This window comes from Rhizobium sp. SL86 (genome assembly GCF_026672545.1).
Classification (GTDB): domain Bacteria; phylum Pseudomonadota; class Alphaproteobacteria; order Rhizobiales; family Rhizobiaceae; genus Neorhizobium.
Genome location: NZ_JAPPRJ010000002.1, coordinates 1029728 through 1055947, shown reverse-complemented (window position 1 = coordinate 1055947; position 26220 = coordinate 1029728). Strand labels below are relative to the sequence as shown.

Below are 26220 nucleotides of genomic sequence, written 5' to 3'. Positions count from 1 at the left end.
GACAGCCGCAGGGAGGAAAACAAAAGATGACAGACCTGACCGCCACGGGTGTGGCAGGATCGGTGACGGCCAGCAGAACCGTGACTTACAAGAGCCCGACATCGCGGGGGCGGCTACCGGTCCTGATCCTGTTTCTGCCGCCGGCCCTGCTGCTCTTCACCCTGTTCGTGATCCTGCCAATGGGGGAGGCCGCCTGGTACAGCCTGTATCGCTGGAACGGTTATGGGACACCGACCGAATTCGTCGGCATCCGCAATTTCACCGTGCTCTTCAACAATGGGGCCTTTTCACAGGCGCTGATCAACAACGGGTTGATCATCGTCATCTCGCTGCTTTTGCAGATCCCGCTTGCCATCTGGCTCGCCATGATGCTGGCGAACAAGATCACCGGTGTCGTCGCCTTCCGCCTGATCTTCTTTCTCCCCTATGTGCTGGCGGATGTCGCGGCCGGTCTGATCTGGCGCTTCGTTTATGATGGCGATTACGGCCTGTTTGCTGCGATTGCCGGCTTTTTCGGCGTGGCGACACCTTATGTTCTGGCCGACCGGGACCTTGCGATCTACGCGGTTCTTGCGGTCATCGTCTGGAAATATTTCGGCTTTCACATGATGCTCTACATCGCCGGTCTTCAGGCGGTCGATCGCAGCGTTCTGGAGGCTGCGGAAATCGATGGCGCGACCGGCTGGCAGAAGTTTCGTTACGTCACGCTGCCGCTTCTGTCCTCCACGGTCAGGCTGTCCGTCTTTTTCGCGATCATCGGTTCGCTGCAGCTTTTCGATCTGGTGATGCCGCTGACCGGCGGCGGGCCGTCGAACTCCACCCAGACCATGGTCACCTTCCTCTATACCTATGGCGTCACGCGCATGCAGGTCGGACTGGGCAGCGCCGTCGGCGTCGTGCTCTTCGTCATCTGCGTCACGCTCGCCTTCGGTTACAAACGGATCTTCATGCGCCATGACTGACACGACCTCCGGCGTCCGCATGACGCCTGCCACCAAGCTCTATCTTTATGTCTCGCTGTCGCTCGTCGCAGCCCTCGTCCTCGTACCGCTTCTGACGACGGCGCTCGGCGGGTTCAAGTCGCTGGGAGATCTCAGGGTCAACCCGTTCGGCCTGCCAAAGGCCTGGGTTTGGTCGAACTATACCGACATCCTGTTCGGCGACCGATACTGGCGGCAGATGGGCAATTCTCTGCTGATTGCCGTCGTCACGGTGTTCTTGACCGTCGTCGTCTCCGCCATGGCGGCCTTCACCTTCGCGCATGTGAAGTTTTTCGGCTCCGGGCAGCTGATGAACTATTTCCTGATCGGCTTGATGTTTCCGGTCGCGACCGCCATCCTGCCGCTCTTCATTCGGATCCGGGATCTCGGGCTTCTCGATTCCTACTGGGGGGTGATCCTGCCGCAGGTGGCGTTCGGCCTCGGTATGAGTATCCTCTTGTTCAGGAACTATTTTAGAAACCTCCCGGAGGAATTGTTCCAGGCCGCCTTCGTCGATGGCTGCGGTTATATCCGCTTCTTCTGGTACGTCTCCTTGCCCCTGTCGCGGCCGATCGTGGCGACCGTCAGCATCGTCTGTTTCGTCAACAGCTGGAACAGCTACATCCTGCCTTTGATCATGCTGAACACGGAGACGAAATACCCGTGGCCGCTCGGCATCATGGTCTATCGCGGCGAATTCGGCACAGAATGGCAGCTGGTGCTGGCCTTCATCACGCTGACGATCCTGCCGACGATCATCGTCTTTTTCCTTGCCCAGAAACACATCATCGCAGGCCTGACCGCCGGCGCAGTCAAGTCGTGAACCGGAGAATAGCATGGCATCTGTCGAGTTGAGGGACGTCCGCAAGGCCTACGGGTCGCTGGAGGTGATCCACGGCGTGTCGCTGGCGATCGAGGATGGCGAGTTCATCGCACTGGTCGGCCCGTCCGGCTGCGGGAAGTCCACACTTCTCCGGATGATCGCGGGTCTTGAGGACATCAGCGCTGGCGAGGTCCTGATTGCCGGGTCGGTGGTCAATTCCATGACACCGCGCGAGCGCAACATCGCTATGGTCTTCCAGTCCTACGCGCTTTATCCGCACATGACCGTGGCGGAGAACATGGGGTTCAACTTGAAACTCTCCGGCGTTCCGAAGCCGGAGATCGAAAAACGGGTCGCGGAAGCCGCGCGCATGCTGGCGCTCGGGGATCTGCTCGGCCGGAAGCCCAGCCAGCTGTCGGGCGGCCAGCGCCAGCGCGTGGCGATGGGCCGCGCCGTCGTGCGCGATCCGGCCGTCTTCCTGTTCGATGAACCCTTGTCGAATCTCGACGCCAAGCTGCGCGTGCAGATGCGCACCGAAATCAAGACGCTGCACCAGAATGTCGGTACCACCTCGGTCTACGTCACGCATGACCAGATCGAGGCGATGACGCTCGCCGATCGTATCGTCGTGCTGAACGGCGGCCGGATCGAGCAGGTCGGCACGCCGCTCGACCTTTACCGCACGCCGTCGAACCTGTTTGTGGCGGGCTTCATTGGCTCGCCGGCGATGAATTTTCTCGAAGCTGAGGTCGAAGGCGGAAGCGAACGGCCGGCCGCCCGCCTGAAAGATGGAACGGTGGTACAGCTGGACAGCGCCCGGAAGGTGAAGCCCGGCCAGGCGGTGAAGCTCGGCATCCGGCCCGAACACATCAATGTCGGCACGGCCGGGGATACGGTCCTGAGCGGCCAGACGCTGGTGGTGGAACCGACGGGTGCGCAAACGCACGTGGTGTTCACGCTTTCCGGCGAACCGGTCACGGCGGTCGTCGACGGAGCGTTTCCGGCGCGCCACGGTGCCCCCTTCGAAGCCTCGGTTGCCGCGGGCCAGGTCTATGTCTTTGACCAGGCGAGCGGCCAATCCCTGTGATGTCGGCAATGACCCGTCCCCCAGCCTTCCGGACAAGGCCATGAAGATCACCGCCATCAAACCCTATATTGCCAGGGTCGGTGCCCGTAACCAGCTCGTCGTGAAGGTGGAAACCGATAGCGGCATCCACGGCTGGGGCGAATCCGGTCTCTCCTACCGGGAAAAGGCGGTGGCCGGCGCGATCGACCATTTTGCGCAGTTCCTGATCGGGCGCGACCCCATGCAGTGCGCAGCCCTCTGGCAGGAAATGTATCGCAGCCAGTATTTTGAGGGCGGCCGGGTGTTGTCGGCGGCGATCGCCTCCCTCGATATCGCTTTTCACGATATCCGCGGCAAGGTGCTTGGCGTGCCGGTGCATCAATTGCTGGGCGGAAGGCAGCGGGACCGCGTTCCGGCCTTTGCCACCACCTCCGCCGAGCCCGGCGACGAGATGATCGAACAGGCGGTTCTCCTGAAGGAGGCCGGCTGGACCTGCGTGCGTTTCATCGCCGCCGGCCAGGAGAATCCGGCGCCGTTCGAGCCGCGCGAGTCGATTGCGGTGACGGCTGAATGGATGGTGCGCGCCCGCGCAGAACTCGGCCATGCAATCACGCTCGGCGTCGAATATCATCATCGCCTCAGCGTCGCCGAAGCGGCCTCCTTCTGCCAGAAGATGCCGGCGGGCACGTTGGATTTCATTGAGGAGGCGATCCGCGACGAAACGCCGGGGGCTTACGAATCCCTGCGGCGCATGACGGACATCCCTTTTGCCATCGGCGAGGAGTTTTCCTCCAAATGGCAGTTTCTCCCCTATATCGAACGCGACATCCTGCAATTCTGCCGGATGGACATTTGCAATGTCGGCGGTTTTACCGAGGCGATGAAGGTCGCGGGCTGGTGCGAGGCCCATTATATCGATCTGATGCCGCACAATCCGCTCGGGCCGATTTGCACCGCCGCCTCCGTGCATCTGGCCGCGGCGGTCGCGAACTTCGCATGGTTGGAATGCCGGCAGAGCCCGGCTGAGCAACACTGGGGGTTCGACAATGCCACGCTGTTTCCGGGACAGATCGAGATGGACGGCGCCTTTTATGTCGTCCCGGATGCTCCCGGCCTCGGCATCGAGGTCAACGAGGCGGAGCTTCAGACAATGCCGTTCGAGTATTCGGAACCGCCGCACCTGAGGCGCAACGACGGCTCCTTTACCAACTGGTAACAAAAAGCGATTGGCAAACCGACTGCGACCGGGAGCGCAGGGATGCTCCCGGTCGCATGATGGACGTGATGAACCGGACCGGACCCGCTGTGAACGAGGGCCAGGGAGACAAAGGGGACCAGGCTCCTTGGTGTCGTCCTTGCGTCCGTCACGCCACGCCCATGACCTCGGCGCAGCGTGACAGGCTGAAACCTGCCCCCGCCGTATCTTTCGAAATCCGGATGGACCGGATGATGTTCTCCTGGTCCGCCGTCAGCTGAAGCTCGCAATAAAGCTGTTCGGTGCGTGCCGGCGATAGCAACTGTCCCTGGCTGCCGGCTGAGGCGGGCGGGGTCCAGCCGATGCTGGCGCCGCTCGATTTCGTCACGGTCGTCGTGCGGGTCACGCCGGGTTGTGGGGTCTCCACCTTCGTTTCGGTCCGGACCACCTGCCGTCCCCAGACCGGCTGAGTGCTCGCAGGTGTGCCGAAAGCCGGTTTGCCGAAGGCGCTGTTCGAGCCGAAGGATGGAAGCGGGGGCGGGGAGGCCGCCTGCATCTGTGGCGCGGCATATCGGGCCGGTACGTGGCGGGTGGTCTCGCCGCCGCGCCATGTGTGGATCACATTGCCATTCGCCAGCGTATAACTGGAGGCCGGCGGGCCGTTCTGGGTAAAGAACGTATCCGCCGATTGTCCCAGCCAGCGGCTTTGCATCGCGCTGCTGGCCTGTTCGGTGGTGGTGCAGGACGAAAGGCCAGCACTGACAATCAGCGCCGCACCCGATATCAACTTGCGCATTTCAATGGTCTCACTGCAGGCCGCGCCGGGCTGGCGCGGTTATCGAAGAAAATAGCTGCCCATCAGGGCGGACCGGGCCTTTGCATCGAGCTGTTCGGCCAGCGCCGTATTCCCCAGCTTCGTCTGCACCTCGGCCCGCTGCTGGAAATAAGGCGCCCACGACGGATCGGCTTCGCTTGCCTTTTCAAGCAGCGCATCCGCTGCGACGTAATCGCCGTGCTTGGCGAGAAGTGCGGCCTGGGCGGCCATCACCACCGGGTTGTCCGGTTCCGTCGCGACCGCCGCATTGACGAGGGAGCTTGCCTCGTCCACGTGTGTATCGATGAGCAGCGAGGCAAGGAGTGCCTGCACGCTGGCCTTCAGCGACCGGTCATCGGCGTGGGTCAGGGCGTCAAGCGCTTCCCGCGCCCGTGCCTTCGTGGCTGCATCCGCCTTCGGACCGAAGGCGTCCATCTGCGCGATGAACAGCTTGCCCCAGATGTCGCCCTTGTCCACGCCGGCGGCATAATGAGCGCGGGCGGCAACCTCGTCCTTCGGCATGCCAAAGCTTCCGTCGCGGAAAAACTGGCCAAGATCCGTCTGCGCCGCCGAATCCTGCGATGCGGCTTCGTAATAGGCGGTGATGATGGGGCGCGGGTCATCGCCCGGCTTGAAGGCCATCATCTTCAGGCGTGCCGCTGGATAACGCGCGGCCTCATATCCTGCGGCAATCGCCTTTTCGTAGAGTTCCAGCGCCTTGGCGTCATCTCGTGTTACGCCGAGCCCTGCCTTGATCAGCCCGGCGACATTGTTGTAACCGAGACCGATCCCGGCATCGGCGGCCTTGCTGTAATGCTCGTAGGCGAGCTTGTAATCCTGCGGTACGCCCAGGCCGTTGTCATAGAGAAAGCCGATGCCTGTTTCGGCCAGGACGTAACCCTGTGAGACTGCCGTGCGATAGAGGTCCATCGCCCGCTGCGGATTGCCGAGCTTCAATTCGGTACGGCCAAGCTGGAAGGCGAGGCGTGGCACCTCCGGATGCTCGCGCAGTGCGGCCTCGCAGGCTTCCTTGGCGCGCGGGCCATCGACATCGTTGACGGGAACGCCCGGCACATCGAGTTCCGGATCGAAGGGGCTGCCGGCCAGTCGGTCGCATTCCGCAAGAAGATCATCCGAGAATGCTGGCGCTGAAACGACCACCCACAATGCGGAGGCCGTCACCAAAGCGATCGGGAGACTTCTTCCAAGATAAGATGTGCGTCGAGCCATCATGATTGCGTTCCCATCCCTCGTTTCCTGCGGGTGGATCTACAGGAAACCGATCTCCGGGTGTTATTCTGGACGTCTCAAGCAGGTCTGCTCGCCTTGCTTCTACGTATCAGAATGTGGCACACCCCATAGGATCTGGAGCGGGAGGACCAGGCTTGGCATCTTTGAAAAAGTCACCTGTGATCGTGCACCGGTTTTCCACGGACATGGTGGCGGCCGAGCATCGCTTCGAGGCGTTTCGCAGCCGCATCAACACTATGTTCGAAATGCAGGATTTCGATGCGGACGAACGTCTGAGCTTCGGGGGTGGGATCGAGAGCGTCAACATGGGGTCCATGCTCATTTCCGGCATGCGCACCCAGACCTTTCGTTTCCAACGATCCCGGCAGAGACTGGTACGTGATTTCCTGGACCATATGCTGTTGCGGGTCGATCTGTCTGCGTCGCTTGACCAAGGCGGTCGGCCGGAGGCCCTGACGGTGATCGACCTGGGACGTGTGTCGGACGGTGGAATGACACCGGCCCACAATGTATCGGTCATCTTTTCAAGGGCATCGCTTGGCCCTGCCGCCGAACAGATCTCGCGGCTGCACGGCGGAAGCCTTGCGTTTCCGACGGCTCTATTCCTCGCCGATCACATCCTGTCGCTCTTCCGCATGGGCCGCAACGTCGAGGCAAACACCGTTCCGCAGGAACTTCTGTCGCTGACCCCGTCTCTGGTGGCCGCCTGCCTCGATCCCGACCAGATCAGCATTCGCCGGGCCCGCAACGATATCGAGACGATGATGCTGGTGCGGGCGCGCGAGTTCATCCAGCACAACCTGTCGTCTCCGTCGCTCACACCAGACCTGGTCGCCCGCGAGATCGGGGTGTCTCGCGCAACTCTTTATCGTCTGTTCGATCCGGCAGGCGGGGTGGCGCGGGTGATCCGCGAGGCGCGTATCAAGGCGGCGGCGCGCAGCCTGACCCGCACCAGCGCCGAGATGCGGATCGGCGACATTGCGCATGCCTTCTGCTTTGCCAGTGACGCGCATTTCAGTCGCGCCTTCAAGGCGCAATTCGGGTGTACACCCCGCGAATTCAGAACGGCGCTCACCGAGAGCGAAACGGGCAGGGGCGAGCCGGATGCCATCCGCCTCGTCTTTCCCACCTGGCTCGCCGCCCTGTGAGCGGACGCTTTGCGCGAGGACGCTTGGCTCAGCGTGGCTGTGCGGTGCCGATCCGCAAACCGTCCGCGCCAAAAAGGTGCAGCGGCGCGTTTTTCCAGGACAGCGTGATGGTTTCGCCAGCCACGAGGCGCCGTTGGCCGGGGACGATCGCCAGCAGTTTCTGGCCCAGCGTCTCGGCATGGATGACGGTTTCCGAGCCGAGTGCCTCGACCATGCGAACGCTCGCCGCAAGGCCCGAGGATAGGTCGCCGTTTGCAAGGTCGATATGTTGCGGGCGCACGCCGAGCGACACGGCCTCTCCCGTCTTGAGAGCGGTCCCCTCCAGGGCTACAGGGATCAGCGTCCCGTCGCCGGCCCGCAGCGTCAGGCCGTCCGGCGAACTGCCGGCCACTTCGGCCTCGATGAAGTTCATGTGTGGCGCACCGATGAAACCCGCAACGAAGCGGTTGGCCGGTTCGTTATAGAGATCGAGCGGCGTGCCAACTTGTTCGATGCGGCCGGCCCGCATCACGACGATACGGTTTGCCAGCGTCATCGCTTCCACCTGGTCATGCGTCACGTAGATCATCGTGGACTTCAGCCGGGCGTGCAGGGCGGCGATTTCCGCACGGGTCGAAACGCGCAGCTCCGCATCGAGGTTCGACAAGGGCTCGTCGAGCAGGAAGGCGGTCGGACGGCGCACGATCGCCCGGCCGATCGCAACACGCTGGCGCTGGCCGCCTGACAACTGGCCGGGACGCCTGTCCATGTAGCTGTCGATTTCAAGCATGCGTGCGGCTTCGGCAATGCGGGTGGCGATCTCCGGTTTCGGCATGCCGGAATTTTCCAGCCCGAAGGCGAGGTTCTGGCGCACCGTCATGTGCGGATAAAGCGCGTAGGATTGGAAGACCATCGCAAGCCCGCGATCGGCGGCGGAGACGTCGTTGACCCGTGTGCCGTTGATCTTCAGATCGCCGCCGGTGACCTTTTCCAGCCCCGCGATGACGCGCAGCAGGGTGGACTTGCCGCAGCCGGAGGGGCCGACGAACACGACGAACTCGCCCTCTTCGATCGCGAGGTTGATGTCGTGCAGGACATGCACCGCGCCGTAGGATTTCTGGATGTTGGAAAGTGTGATGCTACCCATTGGGATATCCTATTTCAGCCCGGAGCCGGCAATGCCGGTGGTGATGAAGCGCTGGAGGAAGATGAAGACCAGCACGACCGGGATCATGGTGACGACCGTCATCGCCAGGATGTAGTGCCACTGAACGTTCAGTTCGCCCGAATAGATGGAAAGGCCGACCTGCAGTGTATAAAGCTCGCGCCGCGAGAGCACGATGAGCGGCCAGAGAAAATCGTTCCAGCGCCAGACGACCGAGAAGATGGCCAGAACCGCAAGCGCCGGCGCCGTCAGCGGCACGATGATGCGCCAGTAGATCTGCCATTCCGACGCCTTGTCCATGCGTGCGGCGTCGATCAACTCGTCCGGGATGGTGAGCATGTACTGGCGCAGAATGAAGACCCCGGTCGGGGTCGCCACCGTCGGCAGGATCACGCCCCAGAGGCTGTTGAACAGGCCGACCGACGAGATAATCGAATAGAGCGGCACGAGAATGACCGACAGCGGCACCATCAATGTCGCGAGGATCACCAGCATGGCGGCATTGCGGCCCTTGAACTCGTATTTCGACAAAGCGAAGGCCGCCATGGAGTTGACGATCAGGGTGATCAGCGTTGCCGTCACCGTCACGAAGACCGAATTCCACAGATAACGGAAGAAATCGAACTGCATGAAGGGCTGCGTGTAGTTCTCCGTCGCAAAGGAGATTTCCCGCACCGGTTCGCGGTCTCCGATCCTGACCTTGATGATCTCGCCCGGCGCCTTCGGATCGACCATCTGGCTGACGATACCGATGCGCCGGACTTCGGCCAGAACTCGCGTCGAGCCATCGGCAAGCTTGGCGTTGAACAGTGGCAGCGGCTTCTCGTAGCCCTCGACCCGCACCTGCTGTGTCACGTAGGGCAGGAGGCTCGGTGGAAACTCGGCGAGCCCCGCCGGTGTCTTGAAGGACGAGAAGGTCAGCCAGACGGCCGGGCCGAACATCACGATCAGGCCGCCGATCAGCCAGACCCAGGTGACGATGTCCGTCCAGTGCCAGAACTTGCCGCCCTTGCGGCGCGTGAGGAAGGCGATTGCGGTGCTCATCAGCGTTTCCCCTTGTTCTCGTTCTTACGTGCAATGCCAAGCTGCAGGAGCGTCAGCACCACCAGCACGAGGCCCATCAGGATCGAGGCGGCTGCGGCAAGGCCGGCATTGCGGGGCAAGGAGACGAAGCCGGTCTCATAGATATATTGCGTGAGAAACAGCGTGCTGGTGCCGGGTCCGCCACCGGTCAGAACGAAGACCTCGTCGAACACCTGCACGGCCTTGATGAGGGCGAGCACGATGACGACCAGGAGGTTCGGCATCAGAAGCGGGAGCGTGATGCGCCAGAAGATGCGCGCGGGTTTGGTGCCGTCCATCTCGGCGGCCTCGTAGAGATCCTTCGGGATCGCCTGCAGGCCGGCCAGCAGGATCAGTGTGTAGAAACCCATATGTGCCCAGATGGACACGCCAACGACGGCGGCGAAAGCAAAGGTCCGGTCGGAAAGCCAGGTATAAGGCTCAAAACCGAGCGGGTAGAGCATGGAGTTCAGCAGCCCCTGGCGTTGCAGGATCCACCGCCAGATCAGGCCGACGACAACGGGCGACAGCAGCACGGGAAAGAAGAAGACCGCGCGCCAGAAGGAGCGGCCGATCAGTTCCCGGTTGAGGATCAGCGCCGTGATCAGCGATACGAGGATCATCAGGCTGACCTGCAGCACGACGAACCAGAAGGTGTTGCCCACTGCCGTCCAGAAGGCATCCTCCTGGCAGGACATGGGATCGAGGTAGTTCGTGCAGTCGAAGATCTGCCGATATTGGTCGGCGCCGACAAAGCTGCGCTCGTCGAGGAACAGCGCCGATCCGCCGGTCACCGAATAGATGAGGTTGATGACGAGCGGCAGGAGCACGAAAATCGCGAAGATCAGCATGTTCGGCGCGAGGAAAAAGGCCGCCATGCCGCCGATACCGGTTTTCTTCTGCAGGTATCGGAGCGGATAATCGGCGAGCCCCATCACAAGATGCACGGGCTGAAGCAGCACCGAAAGCCAGTCATGTCTTTGCGGCGCGGCCGGCCGCTCGGATGGGGGTTTTGGCTGCGCCATGGCGGCATTTCCTCATGCAACAGGCCCCGCGGTCACGCGCGGGCAGGGACCGCCCGCCCCTTGGTGACAGGGGAGGGCGGGTGGTTCAGGGTCGGGCTAGTCTCAGAGGCCTGAGGCCTTCACCTTCTCGGCCACATCGCTGTCGATGCGGGCAAAGGCGTCAGTCGTCGACATTTCGCCGGCGATTGCCTGACCAACACGGGTGACGATTGCGCCATACATCGTGTCGGACCAGCGCCAGCCCGGCATTTTCAGCGCCAGGTCGGAGGTGGTCTTGGTGGCGTTGACGAAGTTGTTCAACGCCTCCTTGACCAGCGGGCTGTCGGACTTGAAGTTGACACCCTCGGCAATCACACCCTTGTGGGCCGGCAGGAACAGCGTGCGTTCGGAAAACTCCTTCACGATGTCCTTGCGGGCGAGGTAATCCATCACCTTGGCGACTTCCTTCGGATTCTTGGTGTATTTCACCGCGACCAGGCCGGCGCCGCCGGGAAGCCCGGTGCAGGCGGTCGGGCCGCACGGGCTGCCGGTCGCCACCCAGTCGAAGTTCGTGCCGATCTTCTTGGCGAAGTTCGGAACCTGCCACGAGCCGGCATAATAATAAGCCACCTGACCGTTGATGAAGTCGTCCGCCGCGGCGCGGTAGGACTGGCCGGCAGCCGAGACCCAGACATCCTTCGACATGCTGCCATCCTTGGCCCAGTCGATGAACTTGCCGAGGAAGGCTTTTGCGCCGGCATCCAGAGGTGCGGGTTTTCCATCCTTGCCGATATAGTTTGCGCCGAAGGAAATGTTCGGACCGGTGATGCGGTGGCCGGAACGGTCCATCGCCATCGGGTAGGGGATCTGCTGGCTGGCGGCGACCTTCTTGGCGGCAGCGGCCCACTCATCCCAGGTGGCCTTCGGGCCCGGCAGCGGAATGCCTGCCTGTTCGAACAGCGTCTTGTTGGCAAAACCGCCGGTCAGCGTCAGCTGCGTCATGAAACCGGAGATCTGGTTGGAGCCGTCCGGGCGCATCCAGTCGGCATTGGCGCCGAAATTGTCATCCCAGTACTTGGCGTCGGCCACCAGCGGGCGAAGGTCGAGCCAGTGTTTGGCAAGATCCTTGATCGCGGTGACGCGAGCAATGTCCGGGCCGTTGCCGGCTTCCAGCTGCACCGGCAGCTGTTCCTTGATGACGCTATAGGCGACATTGTCCACGATGACGTTGATGCCCGGATTTTCCTTCATGAACCGGTTGATCAGATCCTGGAAGACTTCTCCTTCGATGCCGTCCGAATACCACATGATGCGCACATCACCGGCCTGCGCGGTGGTGGCCATCAGCGCCAGTGCCGATGCAGCCAGAAGCGATTTCAATGCCATGGTCTTTCCTCCTCCTTGTGGGGCAGATCCTCCATCCGCCCCGGTTGTTCAAAGCGTGATGGCGTCACCCTTCACGGTATAATCGTCACGGCGGATGGTGCGGCCTTCCGCATTCACCGATCCGTCGGCCAGGAAGCGCACGATGCCATAGTCCGGGTCGTTGATGACAACTGTTCCGTCATCCAACGTTTCGGCCTTCAGGGCGCCGTAGCGCGTCTCGGTCGCGGCGAGATCACCTGTTTCCGCAAGCCGCACGATCCAGCGGGTCTTGCGGCCCGCAAGCCTCAACTCCGCGCCGGCGGACGGCCCTTCCGTAACCGGCAGAAGTTCGCCGCTGCCGATGAGCAGCGCAACACCTTTGCCGCTGCGGGCAAGAGCCGTGTTGCCGGACACGCGGATCTCCTCAAACTCTGCCTGCGGGAACCAGGCATGCGAAAATTCCGGCTGGTCCTCGTGCACGTCGAAGTCGGCAATGGCCAGTCCGCGATACTGTTGCACTCTCGGCACCGTGCCGCAACCGCCCCAATAGGAGGGGCGGCCGTAACCGAGCTGGATCACTTCGCCCGGATGGTTGATCCAGATCGCCGCCTCCGGCTTTTCGCCGATGCGCAGATGCAGGACGGTTTCCTGATAACCCCAGTCCTTCCACCGGTAGTGGACGGCGGAGCCCATGGCATAATGCTCGCCCTTGTAGTGGTAGAGTGCGGCAAACCTGTCCTGGCCCTGGGCAAAACGCCATTCCTGGTGCTGAGACCCGCGATGATCGGCAATCGTCAGCAGTTCGGCGGGGACTTCGAGCCCGTGATCGCGCAGGCAGACGGCAAGCTGCGGCAGGGCATGCACGCGCCGACCATACCAGCCCTTGCCCCAGAGCAGGCGGGCAACGGCGGACAGTTCCAGCGAACGGCCGGCACACAGAGTGTGTTCGTAGGAGCGACCCTGCGCCGCCGTCACCATGCCGTGATGGGCGGAACGGGCGATGATCTCGCACAGCCGGACGATGCCGGCCTTGGCTCGCTCGGCAATGTCCTTGTCCGGCGAAAGAGCGGCCAGTGCCGTCAGGCCCTTCAGGTCGATCGGGAAATAGGGGGCGGAGTTGAACTCCGCCATCTCCCAGTGTTCGAAGTGATCGAGCCAGGCGCGCACCCGCTCGGCACCGATCTTAGACTGCTCGGTGCCCTTGCGGCCGGAGCGGACGAAGGTCGCGTCGGGCAGCAGATGGCCGGCGAGGTAGCAGGCGGTATGGAACAGCAGCGCGTGGTTCTCGGAGAAATACCACTGCACGTCATTGCCCGGCTCGTCCATCCAGTAGCGATAGTTGAGGATGGCGCCATCGATGCGAGCGCGGGTCTTTTCGTTGATATCGTTGCCCCAGACGGTGCGTGACCAGATGAGCGGCACCAGTGAAAAATCGGCGCAGTCGTGGCAATCTTCGATCGAGGGCAGGATTTCCTCGATCATTGCATCCGTATCGGCGCCGGCGCGGCCGCTTGCAAGGCGGGCGAAGGCGCGCACGGTGTCGCGTTCGGAATGCTCAGAGACTTCGTCCAGCGTTTCGCGGATACGGTCGGCGAGGGTGGCGGGTGCCGACCCCTGGCGCTCCGCATGGCAGATCTCGACACCGAGCGGACGGGCGGCAACGAAACCGCCAGCATTCAGCGTGATGCGGAAATGGCGAAAATCGGCAGGCGCCTGTTCAGCCGCACCAAGATTGAGGCGGGTGGCGCCGGCCTCCAGCTTGAAATCATGGTCGAAGCGCTCACGCGACATGAAATCGCCCTCGACCGCCACATTGACCTCGACGGCAACCGGCAGCGGCTTGGCAAACAGAAGCGTGATGTCGCCGGAGAAATAGGCTGGGCGGTCGAGATGCATGCCTTCAAGCGCCGCCTCGATGCTGTCTGCCACCGAACCTTCGACCGGCACGGGGATGGCGATCTTGGCCACCGGTCCTGACAGATAGTCGAACTGGTAGAAATAGCGGGCGTCGCGCTCCGCCAGATCGTCAAAGAAGAGCGTGATTTCGTTGAGGCCCGCCTTCAACGGCAGGTCGAACTCCTGTTTGGTTTCCAGATTGCGGCCATAGGGCGCCATCCAGCCGATTTCCGCGCCGTTGAGGAAGAGAACGGCGCCGCCGCAGGTGCCGAGCCGGATTTTCGCCGTGCCCGCATCGGTCGCCTCGATATGCGTGCGGGCCCAGGTGGCAAGCCGGGTCGGACGGAACCAGAAACCGGAGAGATCGACGCGTGGCGAGCCGAAGGGCAGCCACCAGCGGGTGGGCTCGAACTGGCCGCGCACATCCGGGCGCTTGCCGCGATAGGTTTCAGCAAAAATCGTCCGGCAGGGATATTCGTGCGGAATGAAGTTCTTATGTTTGGTGAGGAAGAAGAAGGGATCCATCTCGCCCTTCATCGGCTGGTCGGGCGTGTCGAAACGCTCTTCCATCACCGGCCCGAGTTGCCAATAACGCACCGGCTCACCGGCGCTCAGGGGCTTTCGCATATAGCTCTGTTCAGTCGTCATTTCAGATCCGCCACGGCCACCGGGGCCACATCATTATATTCCTGGTTTTCGCCGGTCATGCCCCAGACGAAGGCGTAAGGGCCGGTGCCCGCGCCCATATGGATCGACCAGGCGGGCGAAAGCACTGCATTGCCGTCGGCAACGATCAGGTTGCGCGTCTGGTCGGGGCGCCCCATCAGATGGATGACGCGGTCTTCCGCGCTCATGTCGAAATAGCAGTAGGCCTCCATGCGCCGCTCGTGCAGATGTGGCGGCATGGTGTTCCACACACTGCCTTCGGCAAGATCGGTGATGCCCATCAGAAGCAGGCAGGAGGGTGCCACCTGCGGGTGGATATACATCCGCAGCCGGCGCTTGTTGGATCGTTTCTCTTCTCCGAGTTCCAGCAGCTTCGATTCCGACCGGGTGATCAGGCGATGGGGAAAATCGGCGCCCGCCGGAACGGAATTCATGTAGAAGCGCGCCGGCCTGCTGGGATCTTTGGAGCGCACCTCGATCGCCTGCGCTCCGCGCCCGACATACAGAACGTCGCGATTGTCGAGATCGAAGTTCTGACCGTCGACGATGATCGAGCCTGCACCGCCTAGGTTGGCAATGCCCATCTCCCGCGCCGACAGGAGGTAGGGCGTACCGATTTCCTCGCCAGAACCGAAAGTGAGCGGTGAGCTGGTCGGCACGGCGCCGCCGAGGATCAGCCGGTCCACATGGGTATAGATGAAGGTCGCCTGACCGTCGGCAAACAGGTCCTCGATCAGGAACTCCTTGCGCAGGCGCTCCGTATCGTAGGTCTTGATGTCGTCGGGGGAGGTCCCGTAGAGAACGCGCATGCTCATGCCGCTTTCTCCGCGCTGTCCACATGGCTGAGCGCCTCCGACAGGCAGAGGATCGACAGTGCCTGGCCGTAGCCGGTCGGCTGGATGGGGATGTCCTTGTAGAACTGCAGGTCGTGGCCCATGCGCGTGCCGTAGGACACGTTCAGCACAGTGCCCGTCTCATCGATATTGCGCATGACGAAATCCACCGCCTTCAGGCCCGCCTCGCGCCAGGCCGGCGTGCCGAGACCGAGGCGGTAGCCCTTCAGCAGGCCGTAGCCGATGCCGGCGGTCGCCGATGTCTCCTCGTAGGAGGTCGGATCGTCGAGAAGCGTGCGCCAGGCACCGCTTTTTGCCTGCAGCGGCAGAAGCGCATTCACCTGTGCCGTCAGCACGCCGAGCAGGAAATCCTTGATCGGCTTCGGCAGTTCGGCAAGATCGAACAGGTCGAGAATCCCGGCGGTGATCCACGCATTGCCGCGGGCCCAGCGGGCGCGGGCAAAGTTGTGGCGGCCCTCGAAGGTCCAGCCGTGAAACCAGAGACCGGTTTCCACGTCGGACAGGTAGCGGGCGTGGACGAGGAATTGGCGCGCCGCCTCGTCCACCAGTTCCTGCCGGCCGCTCGCCTGACCGTAGGAGGCCAGGAACAGCGCTACCATGTAGAGGGTATCGTCCCAGAGTTCGTTGTCGTTCACCTTGTCGGAGACGTGGTGCTCGAAGGCGCCTTCCTCCGTGCGGCCCATGTCGGCGATCACGCGATCGGCCCAGGCATCGAGCGGTGCCTTCCAGCGATCGTCCTGCGTTTCGCGCCAGAGAACCGAGAGGCCGAGCATCGGCGCAGTCGTGTTCACATTAAGCGACGGCAGGCCGGCCGCCAGCCGCTTTTCGTACCAGCCTTCGATCAAAGCCTTGAGATCGTCCCGGCCGGTGAACTGCCACAGCCGGATGAGGCCATAGAGACCAACGCCCTGCGGCCATTCCCAACTGTCGAAGGAAATATAATCGCCGGCGGTGCCGTCCAGATTCGGTTCGTGAAAACGGCCATCGTGTTTCAAGCCGGTCATGCCGGCCACCAGCCGATCAAGATTGGCAAGAATGGTGGTGCCATTCAGGGCCATGAAATCCTCCCGTCTTCCGCCTCTCCCAAGGCGGTCATTCCTTGAGGCTTAACAAAACACTGAGAAAAACATTGCGCAAGCTGAAAATTTTTTGCAGTTTGCGCGAAGGAGATTGCCGATGGACATCAAACCGCTGCCGGGAAAACGGGCCAGAAAGAACCGACGGATCACGCTGGAAGACGTGGCCGCGGCCTGTGGCGTATCGCTCAGCACTGCATCCCGGGCACTGGCGGGCGAAAAGGGCGTTCGGCCGGATATCCGGGAAAAGGTGCTCGCGGCCGCCAAGCAGGTGAATTACGCCGTGCCCGCCGCATTGGCTGGTCGAAAGGTCATTCTGGCGGCCTCCAGTGCCGCAATGATCGATTACGTCCGCAACCAGTTCACGCTTTATGTGCTGGAGGGGCTGAATGAGCGTGCCTCCGCGCTCGGTCTTGAGATCGTCACGCGCGCGGTGACCGACCGGGCGGACGAGAAGCAGCTCCTGCAGGAGGCGCGCGAGGATCCGGAGACCGCCGGCCTGTTGTTCCTCACCGTTGATGACGAGGCCATGCTTGCGGCAACCCGCGATTTCCCGAAACCCGTCGTCCTGCTCAATGGCCACGATCCGCTGATGCGGCTGTCCAGCGTCACCCCCTGCAATCGCTCCGCCGCACGGCTTGCAACGGACCACCTGATCCAGCTCGGCCACAGGCGTATCCTCTTCCTGATGCGGCCGGGACGACGCACGATCGAACACCGCAAGGAAGGCTGGCAGGATGCCCTGCGGCTGAAAGGGCTCGATCATTCGGAGCGCATGGTGGTTACGGTGGATGACTGGTTGCCGGAACTGGCGGCGCAGGCGATCGGCCAGCGGCTTGTGGAGAACGGACAGGATTTTACCGCCGTCGTCACGGCCGGCGACAGCCTTGCCGTCGGCGCGATCATGGGCGTGCAGAAGGCGGGGCTTTCCGTTCCAGAAGACGTCTCGGTCGTCGGCATGGATGACCTGCCCCAGGCGGCCTTTGTCAACCCGCCGCTTACCACCATGCATCTGCCGATGCGCGAAATCGGCGCGGCTGCGCTTGATCTGCTCAGTGAGGCGATGGCCGGGCGCATCAGTCTGGCAAGACGGATCGAACTTGCCTGCCATCTCGTGGAACGGTCATCGACCGGACGCCTGAAAGCGACAGGCTGACGCTCCGGAGCGTCTGGCGGCTGGGATCTGGTGTCCAAGCCCCCCGGTTTTGCCGCAAAACAGGTCTTAAACGTTAGTTTAACAAAGCTCCTGCATCTTGAATTGATTAAAATCAAAGCGCGGGGGCGCCACATGCTCATCTTTTCTCGTTTTGGAATGGCAAAGACCGTCACCGTGACGACCATCATGATCCTGGTCGTCTCGCTGGCGACTGTCTCCTGGGTCATTTCATCCACGATTGCCGGACGTATCCAGCAACAGGCTGTCGACAGCCAGAACACCAGTCTGCGTGTGGCAGCGACCATTGTGGAGAAAGAACTCCCCGGTGCGCAGGTGACGTGGAAGGGCGGCAACGTGGACCGGATCGTGGCGCCCGCCATCCCGGCGAGCTTTCCCGATCATTCGATGATCGACAGCATCGGCCGCATGACCGGACAGACGGCGACGATTTTCGCATGGGATCCGCAGAACCAGGATTTCTGGCGCCGCACGACGAACATCATCAAGCCGGATGGCAACCGTGCCGTTGGCACGGCGCTTGGCAAGACGGGCGCGGTTTATCCCTTCCTGGTCAAGGGGCAGGTCTATCGCGGTGAAGCGACGATCCTCGACGTGCCCTATTACACGATCTACCAGCCGATCTTCTCGCCCGCGGGAGAGGTCATCGGTATCCTCTATGCCGGCGTCCGCGCCGCCGATATCAACAGCATGGCAAGCGAGCTGACCCGCGCGATCGGCATTTCTGCTGCCATCATCCTCTGTCTTGCAGCCTGTCTGGTGGCGGTCTTGACCCGTGCGGTGGTGGGTTCACTCCCGCGTGTCACGGCTGCCGCCAAGAGCCTTGCTGCCGGTGATCTGACGACCGCCGTCCCGCACCAGACCTATCGCAACGAAATCGGTGATCTTGCTCGGGCGCTGGAGGTCTTCCGCGAAGGGGCCCTGCAGAAGATCGCAGTTGAGCAAAGTGCAGCCGAAGCATCGGCGCTTGGGGAACGCGATCGCGCCGAACGCGAGGCCGCCAAGGAAGCTGCCGCAAAGGCTCAGGACCAGGCGGTTGCGACGCTTGGCAACGGCCTGAAGCGGTTGAGCGCCGGCGACCTGACGGTGCACATCGACACCGTCTTCGAAGGCAGCCTCGACACCCTGCGTGCGGATTTCAACGCTTCCGTTGAAAAGCTCGGCGCGACGATGCAGCAGTTGCGCGAAGAGATTTCCGGCATCCAGGCAAGCTCGAACGAGATGCGCTCGGCAGCAGACGACCTGTCCCGTCGCACGGAACAGCAGGCGGCCTCGCTGGAGGAGACTTCTGCGGCGCTTGAAGAGATCACGGTCACCGTGCGGGCCTCCTCCGCCAAGGCCGATGAAGCCTCGAACGTGGCTCTGACGGCCCGCAAGAGCACCGACCAGTCGTCCAAGGTCGTCTCGGATGCGATTGCCGCCATGGGCAATATCGAGGAAGCCTCGAACGAAATCTCGAAGATCATCAACGTGATCGACGAAATTGCCTTCCAGACCAATCTGCTGGCACTGAATGCCGGCGTCGAGGCCGCGCGTGCGGGCGAGGCTGGCAAGGGGTTTGCCGTCGTTGCCCAGGAAGTGCGCGAGCTTGCCCAGCGTTCCGCCAATGCGGCGAAGGACATCAAGGCGCTGATCCTGAAATCCGGTGAAGCGGTGGCGGGTGGCGTGTCTCTGGTCGAGCAGACCGGCAAGGCGCTGACGGATATTTCCGCACATGTTGCGACCATCAGCGACAAGATCGCCTCGATCGCCTCGGCTGCACGGGAGCAGAGTTCGGCGCTTGCCGAGGTCAACACCTCGGTTGGCGAGATGGACCAGTTCACCCAGAAGAACGCCGCGATGGTCGAAGAGACGACGGCGGTTTCCTACCGGTTGACCGAAAGTGCTGGTACGCTGGTTTCCCTCATCGGCCAGTTCAACATTGCCGGCCAGGGTGTCGCCGCGCCGGCTGCCGCTCGTGCTCAGGCCCCGGCTGCCATGCCGCGTGCCCGCACGACGCCCATGGCCGCATCGGCTTCGACGGCTCCGGCTTCGTCACCCGCCCGCGGCCTGATGGGCAGCGTGCGCAAGGCCTTCGGCGGTGGTGCTGCCGCGGCCGCTACGGCCTCCAAGCAGGACAACTGGGAAGAGTTCTGAGCCCTCCCTGTTACCGAACCCGAAAAAGGCTCCTGCCGTCAAAGCAGGAGCCTTTTTTATGGGCTTGGTGGAGCAGACTGGCTCAGCGTTCGTTGCTGGCGATGGTCTGTTCGTCTTCCTTCATTTCCAGCCACATCGCGTTCATCACGGCGAAGATGGCGGCAAGCGGAAGGCCGAGGATCCAGGCAAAGTACCACATTTTGATGACCTCCTTGTCGTTTCAGTAGACGGAGTGGCTGTGTTCGGTCACGTCATTCTCCGTCACCTTGCCCCAGAGCACTTTGTAGACCCAGGTCGTGTAGGCGAGGATGATCGGCATGAAGATGACCGTGCAGACGAGCATGATGAACAGCGTCAGATGCGAAGACGAACTGTTCCAGACGGTCAGCGACGATTTCGGGTCGCTTGACGATGGCATGATGAAGGGGAACATCGTCAGCCCTACCGAGGCGATCACGCCGAGGATCGACAGCTTCGAGAAGATCAGCGTCGAGACTTCGCGACCGGCCCTGAGACCCAGGAAGGTCAGTAGACCGCAGCCAAGCCCAAGCGCCGGGGCAACCGCGATCCACGGGCGGTCCTGGTAGGCGGTGAGCCAGCTTGCCGTACGCTCCACCTCGAAATGTAGCGGATTCGACGGACCGTTGGTTGCGTATTCGCCGACGATGCGGAAACCCTCGATGCCGTAGGCGAGCCACAGGCCGGCCGCCGCATAGGCGAACACGGCGGCAAGGGCGGCCACCGAGCCGATGGCACGGGCGCGGGCCTGCACGGTGCCCTCTGCCTTGACGGTGAGCCAGACCGCGCCATGCATCAGCAGCATGGTCAACGACACGACGCCGGCAAGCAGCGAGAACGGATCCAGCAGGCCGATGAACTTGGTGTACCAGGCGCCTTCATAGATGCTGTGCAGGTCATCGGTGAAATGGAAGGGAACGCCCTGGATCACGTTGCCGACGGCGACCCCGAAGAGCAGAGCCGGCACGGCGCCGCTGGCAAACAGCGCCCAGTCCCAGGCATTGCGCCAGCTGGCATCGTCCCGCTTGGAACGGTACTTGAAGGCGACCGGCCGGACGATGAAGGCGGCAAGAACGACGAACATCGCCAGATAGAAGCCTGAGAAGCTGACCGCATAAAGTGGCGGCCAGGCGGCAAAGATCGCGCCGCCGCCGAGGATGAACCAGACCTGGTTGCCTTCCCAGACCGGGCCGACCGTATTGATGGCCACCCGGCGCTCCACATCGGTCTTGCCGACAAAGGGGATGAGCGCGCCGACACCCATGTCGAACCCATCGGTCACGGCAAAGCCGATCAGCAGGACGCCGAGCAGCAACCACCAGACGACGCGCAGGAATTCATAGCTCAGAAGTTCGTGCAGGATCATGGTCCTTACTCCGCAGGAATGGCAGTGGGGGCCGGGCGCAGGCCGGACGGGTTCAGGGCTTCCTGGCGTGCCTTGATCCAGTCGTCGGTCTCGGCAACATCCATGTACGGACCCTTGCGGATGTATTTCAGCATCAGGCCCATCTCGATGATGAAGAGCACCGTGTAGAAGGCGACGAAGCCGAGAATGGTGATCAGAAGCTCCGTCACCGAGAGCGCGCTGGCAGAGAGGGCGGTGGGAAGCACGCCGTCCACCGTCCAGGGTTGCCGGCCGAACTCCGCGACAAACCAGCCCATTTCAGCCGCGATCCAGGGTGCGGGGATCATGAAGACGGCAACCGTCAGAGCCCAGCGCGGGTAACGCATGCCGCGGAACGAGGCGCGATAGAAGAAATAGGCCATGGTTGCGATGAAACCGAAACCGAGCGCCACCATGATGCGGAAGGCCCAGAACAGCGGCCAGACGTGCGGAACCGTATCATTGGCCGCCATCTTGATCTGCGCCTCTGTCGCGGTGCGCGGATCATCGACATATTTCTTCAACAGGAAGGCAAAACCCAGATCGTGCGAATGATCCTCGAAGGTCTTCATGATCTCCGGCGGTGTGGCGTCCCGCTGCTGGCGAACGGTCATCAGCGCGTCATAGGCGACAAGACCCGAACGGATGCGGTTTTCCGCCTGTTCCACCAGTTCCTTGATGCCGGGGATTTCCGTGGTCAGCGAACGGGTGCCGATCAGGCCCATGGCATAGGGAATGTGGACGGCGAAATGCGTTTCGCGTGCCTGCTGGTCCGGAAAGCCGAAGGCGGTGAAGGGCGCCGGCGCCGGTTCCGTCTCCCACATGGCTTCGATCGCAGCCAGCTTCATCTTCTGGCTGTGGGTGGCCGAATAGCCGGACTCGTCACCGAGAAGCACAACCGAGAAGGCCGAAGCGAGGCCAAAGGCCGCTGCCACGGTGATCGAGCGGCGCGCCAGCGCATGATGGCGATCCTTCAGCAGATACCAGGCCGAGACGCCGATGACGAAGACGGCGGCGGTGACATAACCGGCGCTTACCGTATGCACGAATTTCGCCTGCGCCACTTCGTTGAACAGGACCTCGTAAAAGTCTGTCATCTCCATGCGCATGGTCATCGGGTTGAACTGAGCCCCGACCGGGTTCTGCATCCAGCCATTGGCAATCAGGATCCAGAGCGCCGAGAGGTTCGAGCCGATCGCAACGAGCCAGGCAACCACCAGGTGCTGCACCTTGGAGAGCTTGTCCCAGCCGAAGAAGAACAGGCCGACGAAGGTCGCCTCAAGGAAGAAGGCCATCAGACCTTCGATGGCCAACGGCGCGCCAAAAATGTCGCCGACATAATGGCTGTAATAGCTCCAGTTCATGCCGAACTGGAATTCCATGGTGATGCCGGTGGCAACACCAAGGACGAAGTTGATGCCGAACAGCGTACCCCAGAATTTCGTCATCTGGCGCCAGATCGGGCGGTTGGTCATGACATAGACCGTCTCCATGATCGCGACGATGATCGACAGACCAAGCGTCAGCGGCACGAAGAGGAAGTGATACATAGCCGTCAGCGCAAATTGCAGACGTGACAGCTCAACGATGCCGATATCCATTTTCGCTTACTCCCTAGACGGAGGGCGGGCGGGCCCGTCCGTTCTGGTCAAGACTGACATCAGGGTAAGCAGAACCGGGTTCGGGAACCTTGATCCTGATCAATAAGTCACATTTCAGATACGACTTAATCGAGCAGGATCAGGCGGTCCGCCTGAGCTTTCTCGACGGGTCTGTGGGACGCCATCAGGATGGCGGCATCCGGCAGGAAGGCGCGGATGCCGGCAAGAACCGCACGGGCGGTCTCGTCATCCAACCCTTCCGTCGGTTCGTCGAGGAGAAGCACATGCGGCCGCCGCAGGAGGGCGCGGGCGAGTGCCAGCCGACGTGCTTCCCCGCCGGAAAGACCTTCGCCGAAGTGTCCGAGGCGCGTATCGAGCCCACCGCGTTCCTGCGCAAGTCTTTCCAGATGTACGCATTTTAGCACCGACCACAACATGTCGTCGCTCTGGCCGGGATCGGCGAGCTGCAGCGTCTCGCGCAGTGTGCCGGCCATGATCGCACTGCGTTGCGGCAGAAGCGTCAGCACTTCGCGAAGTGCCGCCTCGGGCCAGGCAGAAAGGTCGCGACCGAGAACTCGGATCTCGCCGCCTGCCACGGGAGAGAGGCCGGCAATGGACAGCAGGATCGTCGATTTGCCGCAGCCGCTGGTGCCTGTGAGCGCCACGGTCTCGCCGGCTGCGACATCCAGTCCCAGGCCGTCGATCAGCAGCGCGTCGCCGTCCTGCCGCATCAGCCGGAGATCGTGGATTGCAAGTGCCGGACCCGCCGCAGCCGATGTATCGCGGGCGGTTGCCGGCTGCTCAACCGGCTTGCCATCCGGTCGGGCAAGGTCACGCCGCACCCGGCGGGCGGCTTCCGCCATCCGTCCGAGATCGCTGGCGGCGCGGCGCAGCGGCGCGATGGTCTCAAAGAGTGCAAGCGCGGCAAAAAAGGCGAGCGCCGCAAAGGCCGGCGGCAATAACCCGTCCTGTGCGGCCTGAAGGCCAAGCCACAGCGTGCCCGCGCCGACGAGGGTGGCGAGACACGAGAGGGCAAGGCCGGTCGCCCGATCGACGCGGTCGAGCGGGATCGCAAGCCGCCGGCTTTCTGCTGCCGTGACGGCTTGCACCTGGTCCGCCAGGCGGCCGTAAACGGCAAGATCCCGTCGGCTGCCAATCAGGTCGATCAGTCGGGTGCGAAACGCCTGCGCCGCCGCCTCCCGCTGGCGCGACAAAGGCGTCGCCATCACCAGGCTCGGCCAGAATACCAGCACCGCGCCGGCCGTCCATCCGATGGTGATCCACAGGGCAATGACCGGCGAGACCAGGAACCACAACGCCATGGCGGCCATGAGTTGCACCACAAGTGCCGAACAGAACGGCAAAACGAGGCGGAGCGGCACGCCGTCCAGCGCGTCAATATCGGCCATCAGCCGATTGAGCGCCTGCGGCCCGCGGATCCTCTGCATCCGCTGGAGCGGTGCGGTGAGATAACTGCGCAGCAGGCGAAGCCGCAGCGTTTCCAGCGCCCGAAGCGTTGCGTCATGGGTGAGCAGCCGTTCGCCGTATCGCGCGGCCGTGCGGCCAAGCGCCAGGAACCGCACCATGGCGGAGGGGCGAAACACGTCGAAGACGGTCCCGAGCCCGGCAAGGCCCGCCGCGGAAGCCGCTGTGATGAACCAGCCGGAGAGGCCGAGCAGGGTGACCCCCATGATGAGGACAACGATGCCAAGTGCTGCGCCGCGCAGCAGGGCCACCCGCTGGTCGCGTATGATGATCCGGAAAATCTGCCAGAGCGCGCTCATGCGATGCCTCCAAAGTCGCCGATGCGGATGATGCGGTCCATACGCCGGGCAAGCGTCATGTCGTGGGTGGCGATCACCAGCGTTGCCCCGCGTTTTGCCACGGCGATCAACCCATCGGCCACGATGCGGGCGGTTTCCGCGTCCAGATCCGCCGTCGGCTCGTCGGCCAGCACGACGTCAGGTTTGGAAAAAATGGCGCGCGCCAGCGTCAGCCGACGGGCTTCGCCCCCGGACAGTCCGGCGCCCCGTTCGCCCAGTCGCGTCGAAAGCCCTTGCGGCAGGCCGGCCACGACGGCATCGACCCCTGCCTGCGTCAGCGCGGCAGAAAGATCCCCCTGCCGGCCGAGCGTCAGGTTGTGCCGAATGCTTGCATTGAGGAAATGCGGCGCCTGCGGCATCCAGCCAAGGCGCGAGCGCCAGGCATCGGCGGTCTCGTCGGTCAAACAATGATCGCCGACGATGACCGCGCCTTGCGCCGGAACGGCAAGACCCGCCATCAGCCGCAATGCCGATGTCTTGCCGGCGCCGCTGGGCCCGACGAGGGCGACGCTTTCCCCCGGCGCAATCGAAACCTCCGGAAGGCGGGCGCCCGAGGCGGAGACGCAGCCACTGAGGCGGATCGATGCCGGTCCGGCCAACGGTGCCGTGCGCCGCCCCTGGCCGGGCATCACGGTAGTCTCGTCCGCCTCCCAGGCGGCGATCTCGTCGGCAACGGCTGCAGCGCTTGCCCGGTCGTGCCAGGCGGAGGCAAGGTCACGCAGCGGCTGATAAAAGTCCGGGGCCAGAAGCAGCAGGAAGATGCCGGCAGCCGGCGACAGCCCCATCCCCCAGGTGCCGAAGCTGATGGTGCCGAGCAGCGTGAAACCGACATAGACCGCCATCATGGCGACACCGATCGCGGCAAACAGTTCCAGCACGGTCGAGGAGAGAAAGGCGATCGAAAGGACGGCCATGGTGCGGCGGCGCAGGTCGCCGGCGCTTGCCGCAAAGCCTGCTTCCACCGTCTGCCCGGCGCCGAGAAGGCGGATATCGAGGAGGGCCGACAGCCGTTCCACCAGCGCATCGTTGATCGAGCCGATCTCGACCATCTGCCGTGCGCTCGCCTCCTTCGCTGCCATGCCGACAAGCGCCATGAAGACGGGGATCAGCGGGCCGCTGATCAAAAGAATGAGGCCGGCGGCCCAGGAGTGCCAGAAGGCGAGCATCAGGATGAGCAGCGGCACGGTGGATACACGGATCTGGGCCGGCAGGTAACGTGTGGCATAGGGCACCAGCATCTGCAGTTTTTCGGTCGCGAGTGCTGCGATGGCGCCGGCGCCGCCGATCGCGCTTTCCGCGGAACGGCGTGCCTCCCGGCGGACGATGTTTGCCCGCACGTCGGCCACCACCGTGTCCGCGGATCTCTGTGCCAGCGCTTCCGCCTGCCAGTGGAGCAGGCCACGCAGAAGCCCGATCGCTGCAAATCCCAGCGCCACACCGGCTGCGGAGATCGGTTTTCCGGTCAGGAGGGATCCGAGCGCCTCCGCCACAAGCCAGGCCTGGAGCGGCCACAACATCGCGGCGACGGCCGATAAAAGGCCTGCGCGCCGAAGGTTTTTTTGTCCCGGCTTCATCAAGTCAGTGAGCGGAGAGGCCCGTCTCCGTCGTTCTGCATTCACGTCTTTGGCCACCTGCAACCTCAAAACTGGCATTTGTCATGCCAGATAACGGGCAAAAACCGCCGGGAAACTGATCTAGATCACATACGCTTCGAAAACTTGCGTTCATAGGAGGATCTTG

Annotated in this window: 21 protein-coding genes; 7 read left to right on the top strand and 14 right to left on the bottom strand. The window is 62.9% G+C overall.

Annotation, left to right across the window (positions count from 1 at the left end; translation table 11 throughout):
• Positions 1–26: 26 nt before the first annotated feature.
• From OU993_RS16975 to OU993_RS16960, 4 genes are read left to right on the top strand one after another with little or no spacing between them, the layout of a single operon-like run.
• The gene (locus tag OU993_RS16975) at positions 27–962 is read left to right on the top strand and encodes a carbohydrate ABC transporter permease (protein ID WP_268159383.1); all 936 of its coding nucleotides are present in this window, start codon (positions 27–29) and stop codon (positions 960–962) included.
• On the top strand, positions 955–1803 hold the full coding sequence (locus OU993_RS16970) for a carbohydrate ABC transporter permease (RefSeq protein WP_268159381.1): 849 nt from the start codon (positions 955–957) through the stop codon (positions 1801–1803). Before OU993_RS16975 ends, OU993_RS16970 begins: the two co-directional genes overlap by 8 nt.
• A gap of 13 nt (positions 1804–1816) precedes the next feature.
• The gene (locus OU993_RS16965) at positions 1817–2890 is read left to right on the top strand and encodes an ABC transporter ATP-binding protein (protein ID WP_268159379.1); all 1074 of its coding nucleotides are present in this window, start codon (positions 1817–1819) and stop codon (positions 2888–2890) included.
• Between the two features lie 40 nt (positions 2891–2930).
• Positions 2931–4085 carry a mandelate racemase/muconate lactonizing enzyme family protein gene (locus OU993_RS16960; protein WP_268159377.1) on the top strand — a complete coding sequence of 385 codons (1155 nt, stop codon included), beginning with the start codon at positions 2931–2933 and terminating at the stop codon, positions 4083–4085.
• A 148-nt stretch (positions 4086–4233) separates the two neighbouring features.
• Here OU993_RS16960 and OU993_RS16955 read toward each other — a convergent pair whose 3' ends face one another.
• Together OU993_RS16955 and OU993_RS16950 are read right to left on the bottom strand one after the other, a co-directional pair.
• The gene (locus OU993_RS16955; protein WP_268159375.1) at positions 4234–4860 is read right to left on the bottom strand and encodes a hypothetical protein; all 627 of its coding nucleotides are present in this window, start codon (positions 4858–4860) and stop codon (positions 4234–4236) included.
• A 39-nt stretch (positions 4861–4899) separates the two neighbouring features.
• Positions 4900–6060 carry a tetratricopeptide repeat protein gene (locus OU993_RS16950; protein ID WP_268159373.1) on the bottom strand — a complete coding sequence of 387 codons (1161 nt, stop codon included), beginning with the start codon at positions 6058–6060 and terminating at the stop codon, positions 4900–4902.
• 203 nt (positions 6061–6263) lie between these two features.
• Here OU993_RS16950 and OU993_RS16945 point away from each other — a divergent pair, with 203 nt between their 5' ends.
• Positions 6264–7277 (top strand): helix-turn-helix domain-containing protein, encoded by a 1014-nt coding sequence (locus OU993_RS16945; protein WP_268159370.1) that lies wholly within the window; start codon positions 6264–6266, stop codon positions 7275–7277.
• A 28-nt stretch (positions 7278–7305) separates the two neighbouring features.
• Here the strand turns inward: OU993_RS16945 and OU993_RS16940 are convergent, their stop codons facing one another.
• The 7 genes from OU993_RS16940 to bglB form a co-directional block, all read right to left on the bottom strand.
• Complete coding sequence (locus tag OU993_RS16940; protein ID WP_268159368.1) at positions 7306–8403, bottom strand: ABC transporter ATP-binding protein; 1098 nt, start codon at positions 8401–8403, stop codon at positions 7306–7308.
• A gap of 9 nt (positions 8404–8412) precedes the next feature.
• Positions 8413–9465, bottom strand: coding sequence for a carbohydrate ABC transporter permease (locus OU993_RS16935; RefSeq protein WP_268159366.1), 1053 nt, complete (start codon positions 9463–9465; stop codon positions 8413–8415).
• Entirely contained in the window at positions 9465–10418 is a 954-nt protein-coding gene (locus OU993_RS16930; protein ID WP_268159708.1) for a carbohydrate ABC transporter permease, read from the bottom strand. The genes OU993_RS16935 and OU993_RS16930 overlap by 1 nt, the downstream gene beginning before the upstream one ends.
• A gap of 192 nt (positions 10419–10610) precedes the next feature.
• Complete coding sequence (locus OU993_RS16925; protein WP_268159365.1) at positions 10611–11873, bottom strand: ABC transporter substrate-binding protein; 1263 nt, start codon at positions 11871–11873, stop codon at positions 10611–10613.
• A 48-nt stretch (positions 11874–11921) separates the two neighbouring features.
• A complete protein-coding gene (locus OU993_RS16920; RefSeq protein ID WP_268159362.1) occupies positions 11922–14396 on the bottom strand; it encodes a hypothetical protein in 2475 nt (824 codons plus the stop codon).
• Entirely contained in the window at positions 14393–15229 is an 837-nt protein-coding gene (kduI, locus tag OU993_RS16915) for a 5-dehydro-4-deoxy-D-glucuronate isomerase (RefSeq protein ID WP_268159360.1), read from the bottom strand. The genes OU993_RS16920 and kduI overlap by 4 nt, the downstream gene beginning before the upstream one ends.
• Positions 15226–16326: a beta-galactosidase BglB gene (gene bglB / locus OU993_RS16910; protein WP_268159358.1), complete on the bottom strand. Its 1101-nt coding sequence runs from the start codon at positions 16324–16326 to the stop codon at positions 15226–15228. Before bglB ends, kduI begins: the two co-directional genes overlap by 4 nt.
• Before the next feature lie 118 nt (positions 16327–16444).
• Here bglB and OU993_RS16905 point away from each other — a divergent pair, with 118 nt between their 5' ends.
• On the top strand, positions 16445–17500 hold the full coding sequence (locus OU993_RS16905; RefSeq protein ID WP_268159357.1) for a LacI family DNA-binding transcriptional regulator: 1056 nt from the start codon (positions 16445–16447) through the stop codon (positions 17498–17500).
• Positions 17501–17632: 132 nt separating this feature from the next.
• A complete protein-coding gene (locus OU993_RS16900; RefSeq protein ID WP_268159355.1) occupies positions 17633–19654 on the top strand; it encodes a methyl-accepting chemotaxis protein in 2022 nt (673 codons plus the stop codon).
• A gap of 82 nt (positions 19655–19736) precedes the next feature.
• Here the strand turns inward: OU993_RS16900 and cydX are convergent, their stop codons facing one another.
• The 5 genes from cydX to cydD form a co-directional block, all read right to left on the bottom strand.
• The gene (gene cydX / locus OU993_RS16895; protein ID WP_268159353.1) at positions 19737–19853 is read right to left on the bottom strand and encodes a cytochrome bd-I oxidase subunit CydX; all 117 of its coding nucleotides are present in this window, start codon (positions 19851–19853) and stop codon (positions 19737–19739) included.
• A 21-nt stretch (positions 19854–19874) separates the two neighbouring features.
• On the bottom strand, positions 19875–21038 hold the full coding sequence (gene cydB, locus OU993_RS16890) for a cytochrome d ubiquinol oxidase subunit II (protein ID WP_268159351.1): 1164 nt from the start codon (positions 21036–21038) through the stop codon (positions 19875–19877).
• Positions 21039–21043: 5 nt separating this feature from the next.
• Positions 21044–22657, bottom strand: a complete 1614-nt coding sequence (locus OU993_RS16885) for a cytochrome ubiquinol oxidase subunit I (RefSeq protein ID WP_268159349.1) — start codon at positions 22655–22657, stop codon at positions 21044–21046.
• Between the two features lie 125 nt (positions 22658–22782).
• Positions 22783–24441, bottom strand: coding sequence for a thiol reductant ABC exporter subunit CydC (gene cydC / locus OU993_RS16880; RefSeq protein WP_268159348.1), 1659 nt, complete (start codon positions 24439–24441; stop codon positions 22783–22785).
• The gene (gene cydD / locus OU993_RS16875; protein ID WP_268159346.1) at positions 24438–26054 is read right to left on the bottom strand and encodes a thiol reductant ABC exporter subunit CydD; all 1617 of its coding nucleotides are present in this window, start codon (positions 26052–26054) and stop codon (positions 24438–24440) included. The genes cydC and cydD overlap by 4 nt, the downstream gene beginning before the upstream one ends.
• Positions 26055–26220 lie beyond the last annotated feature (166 nt).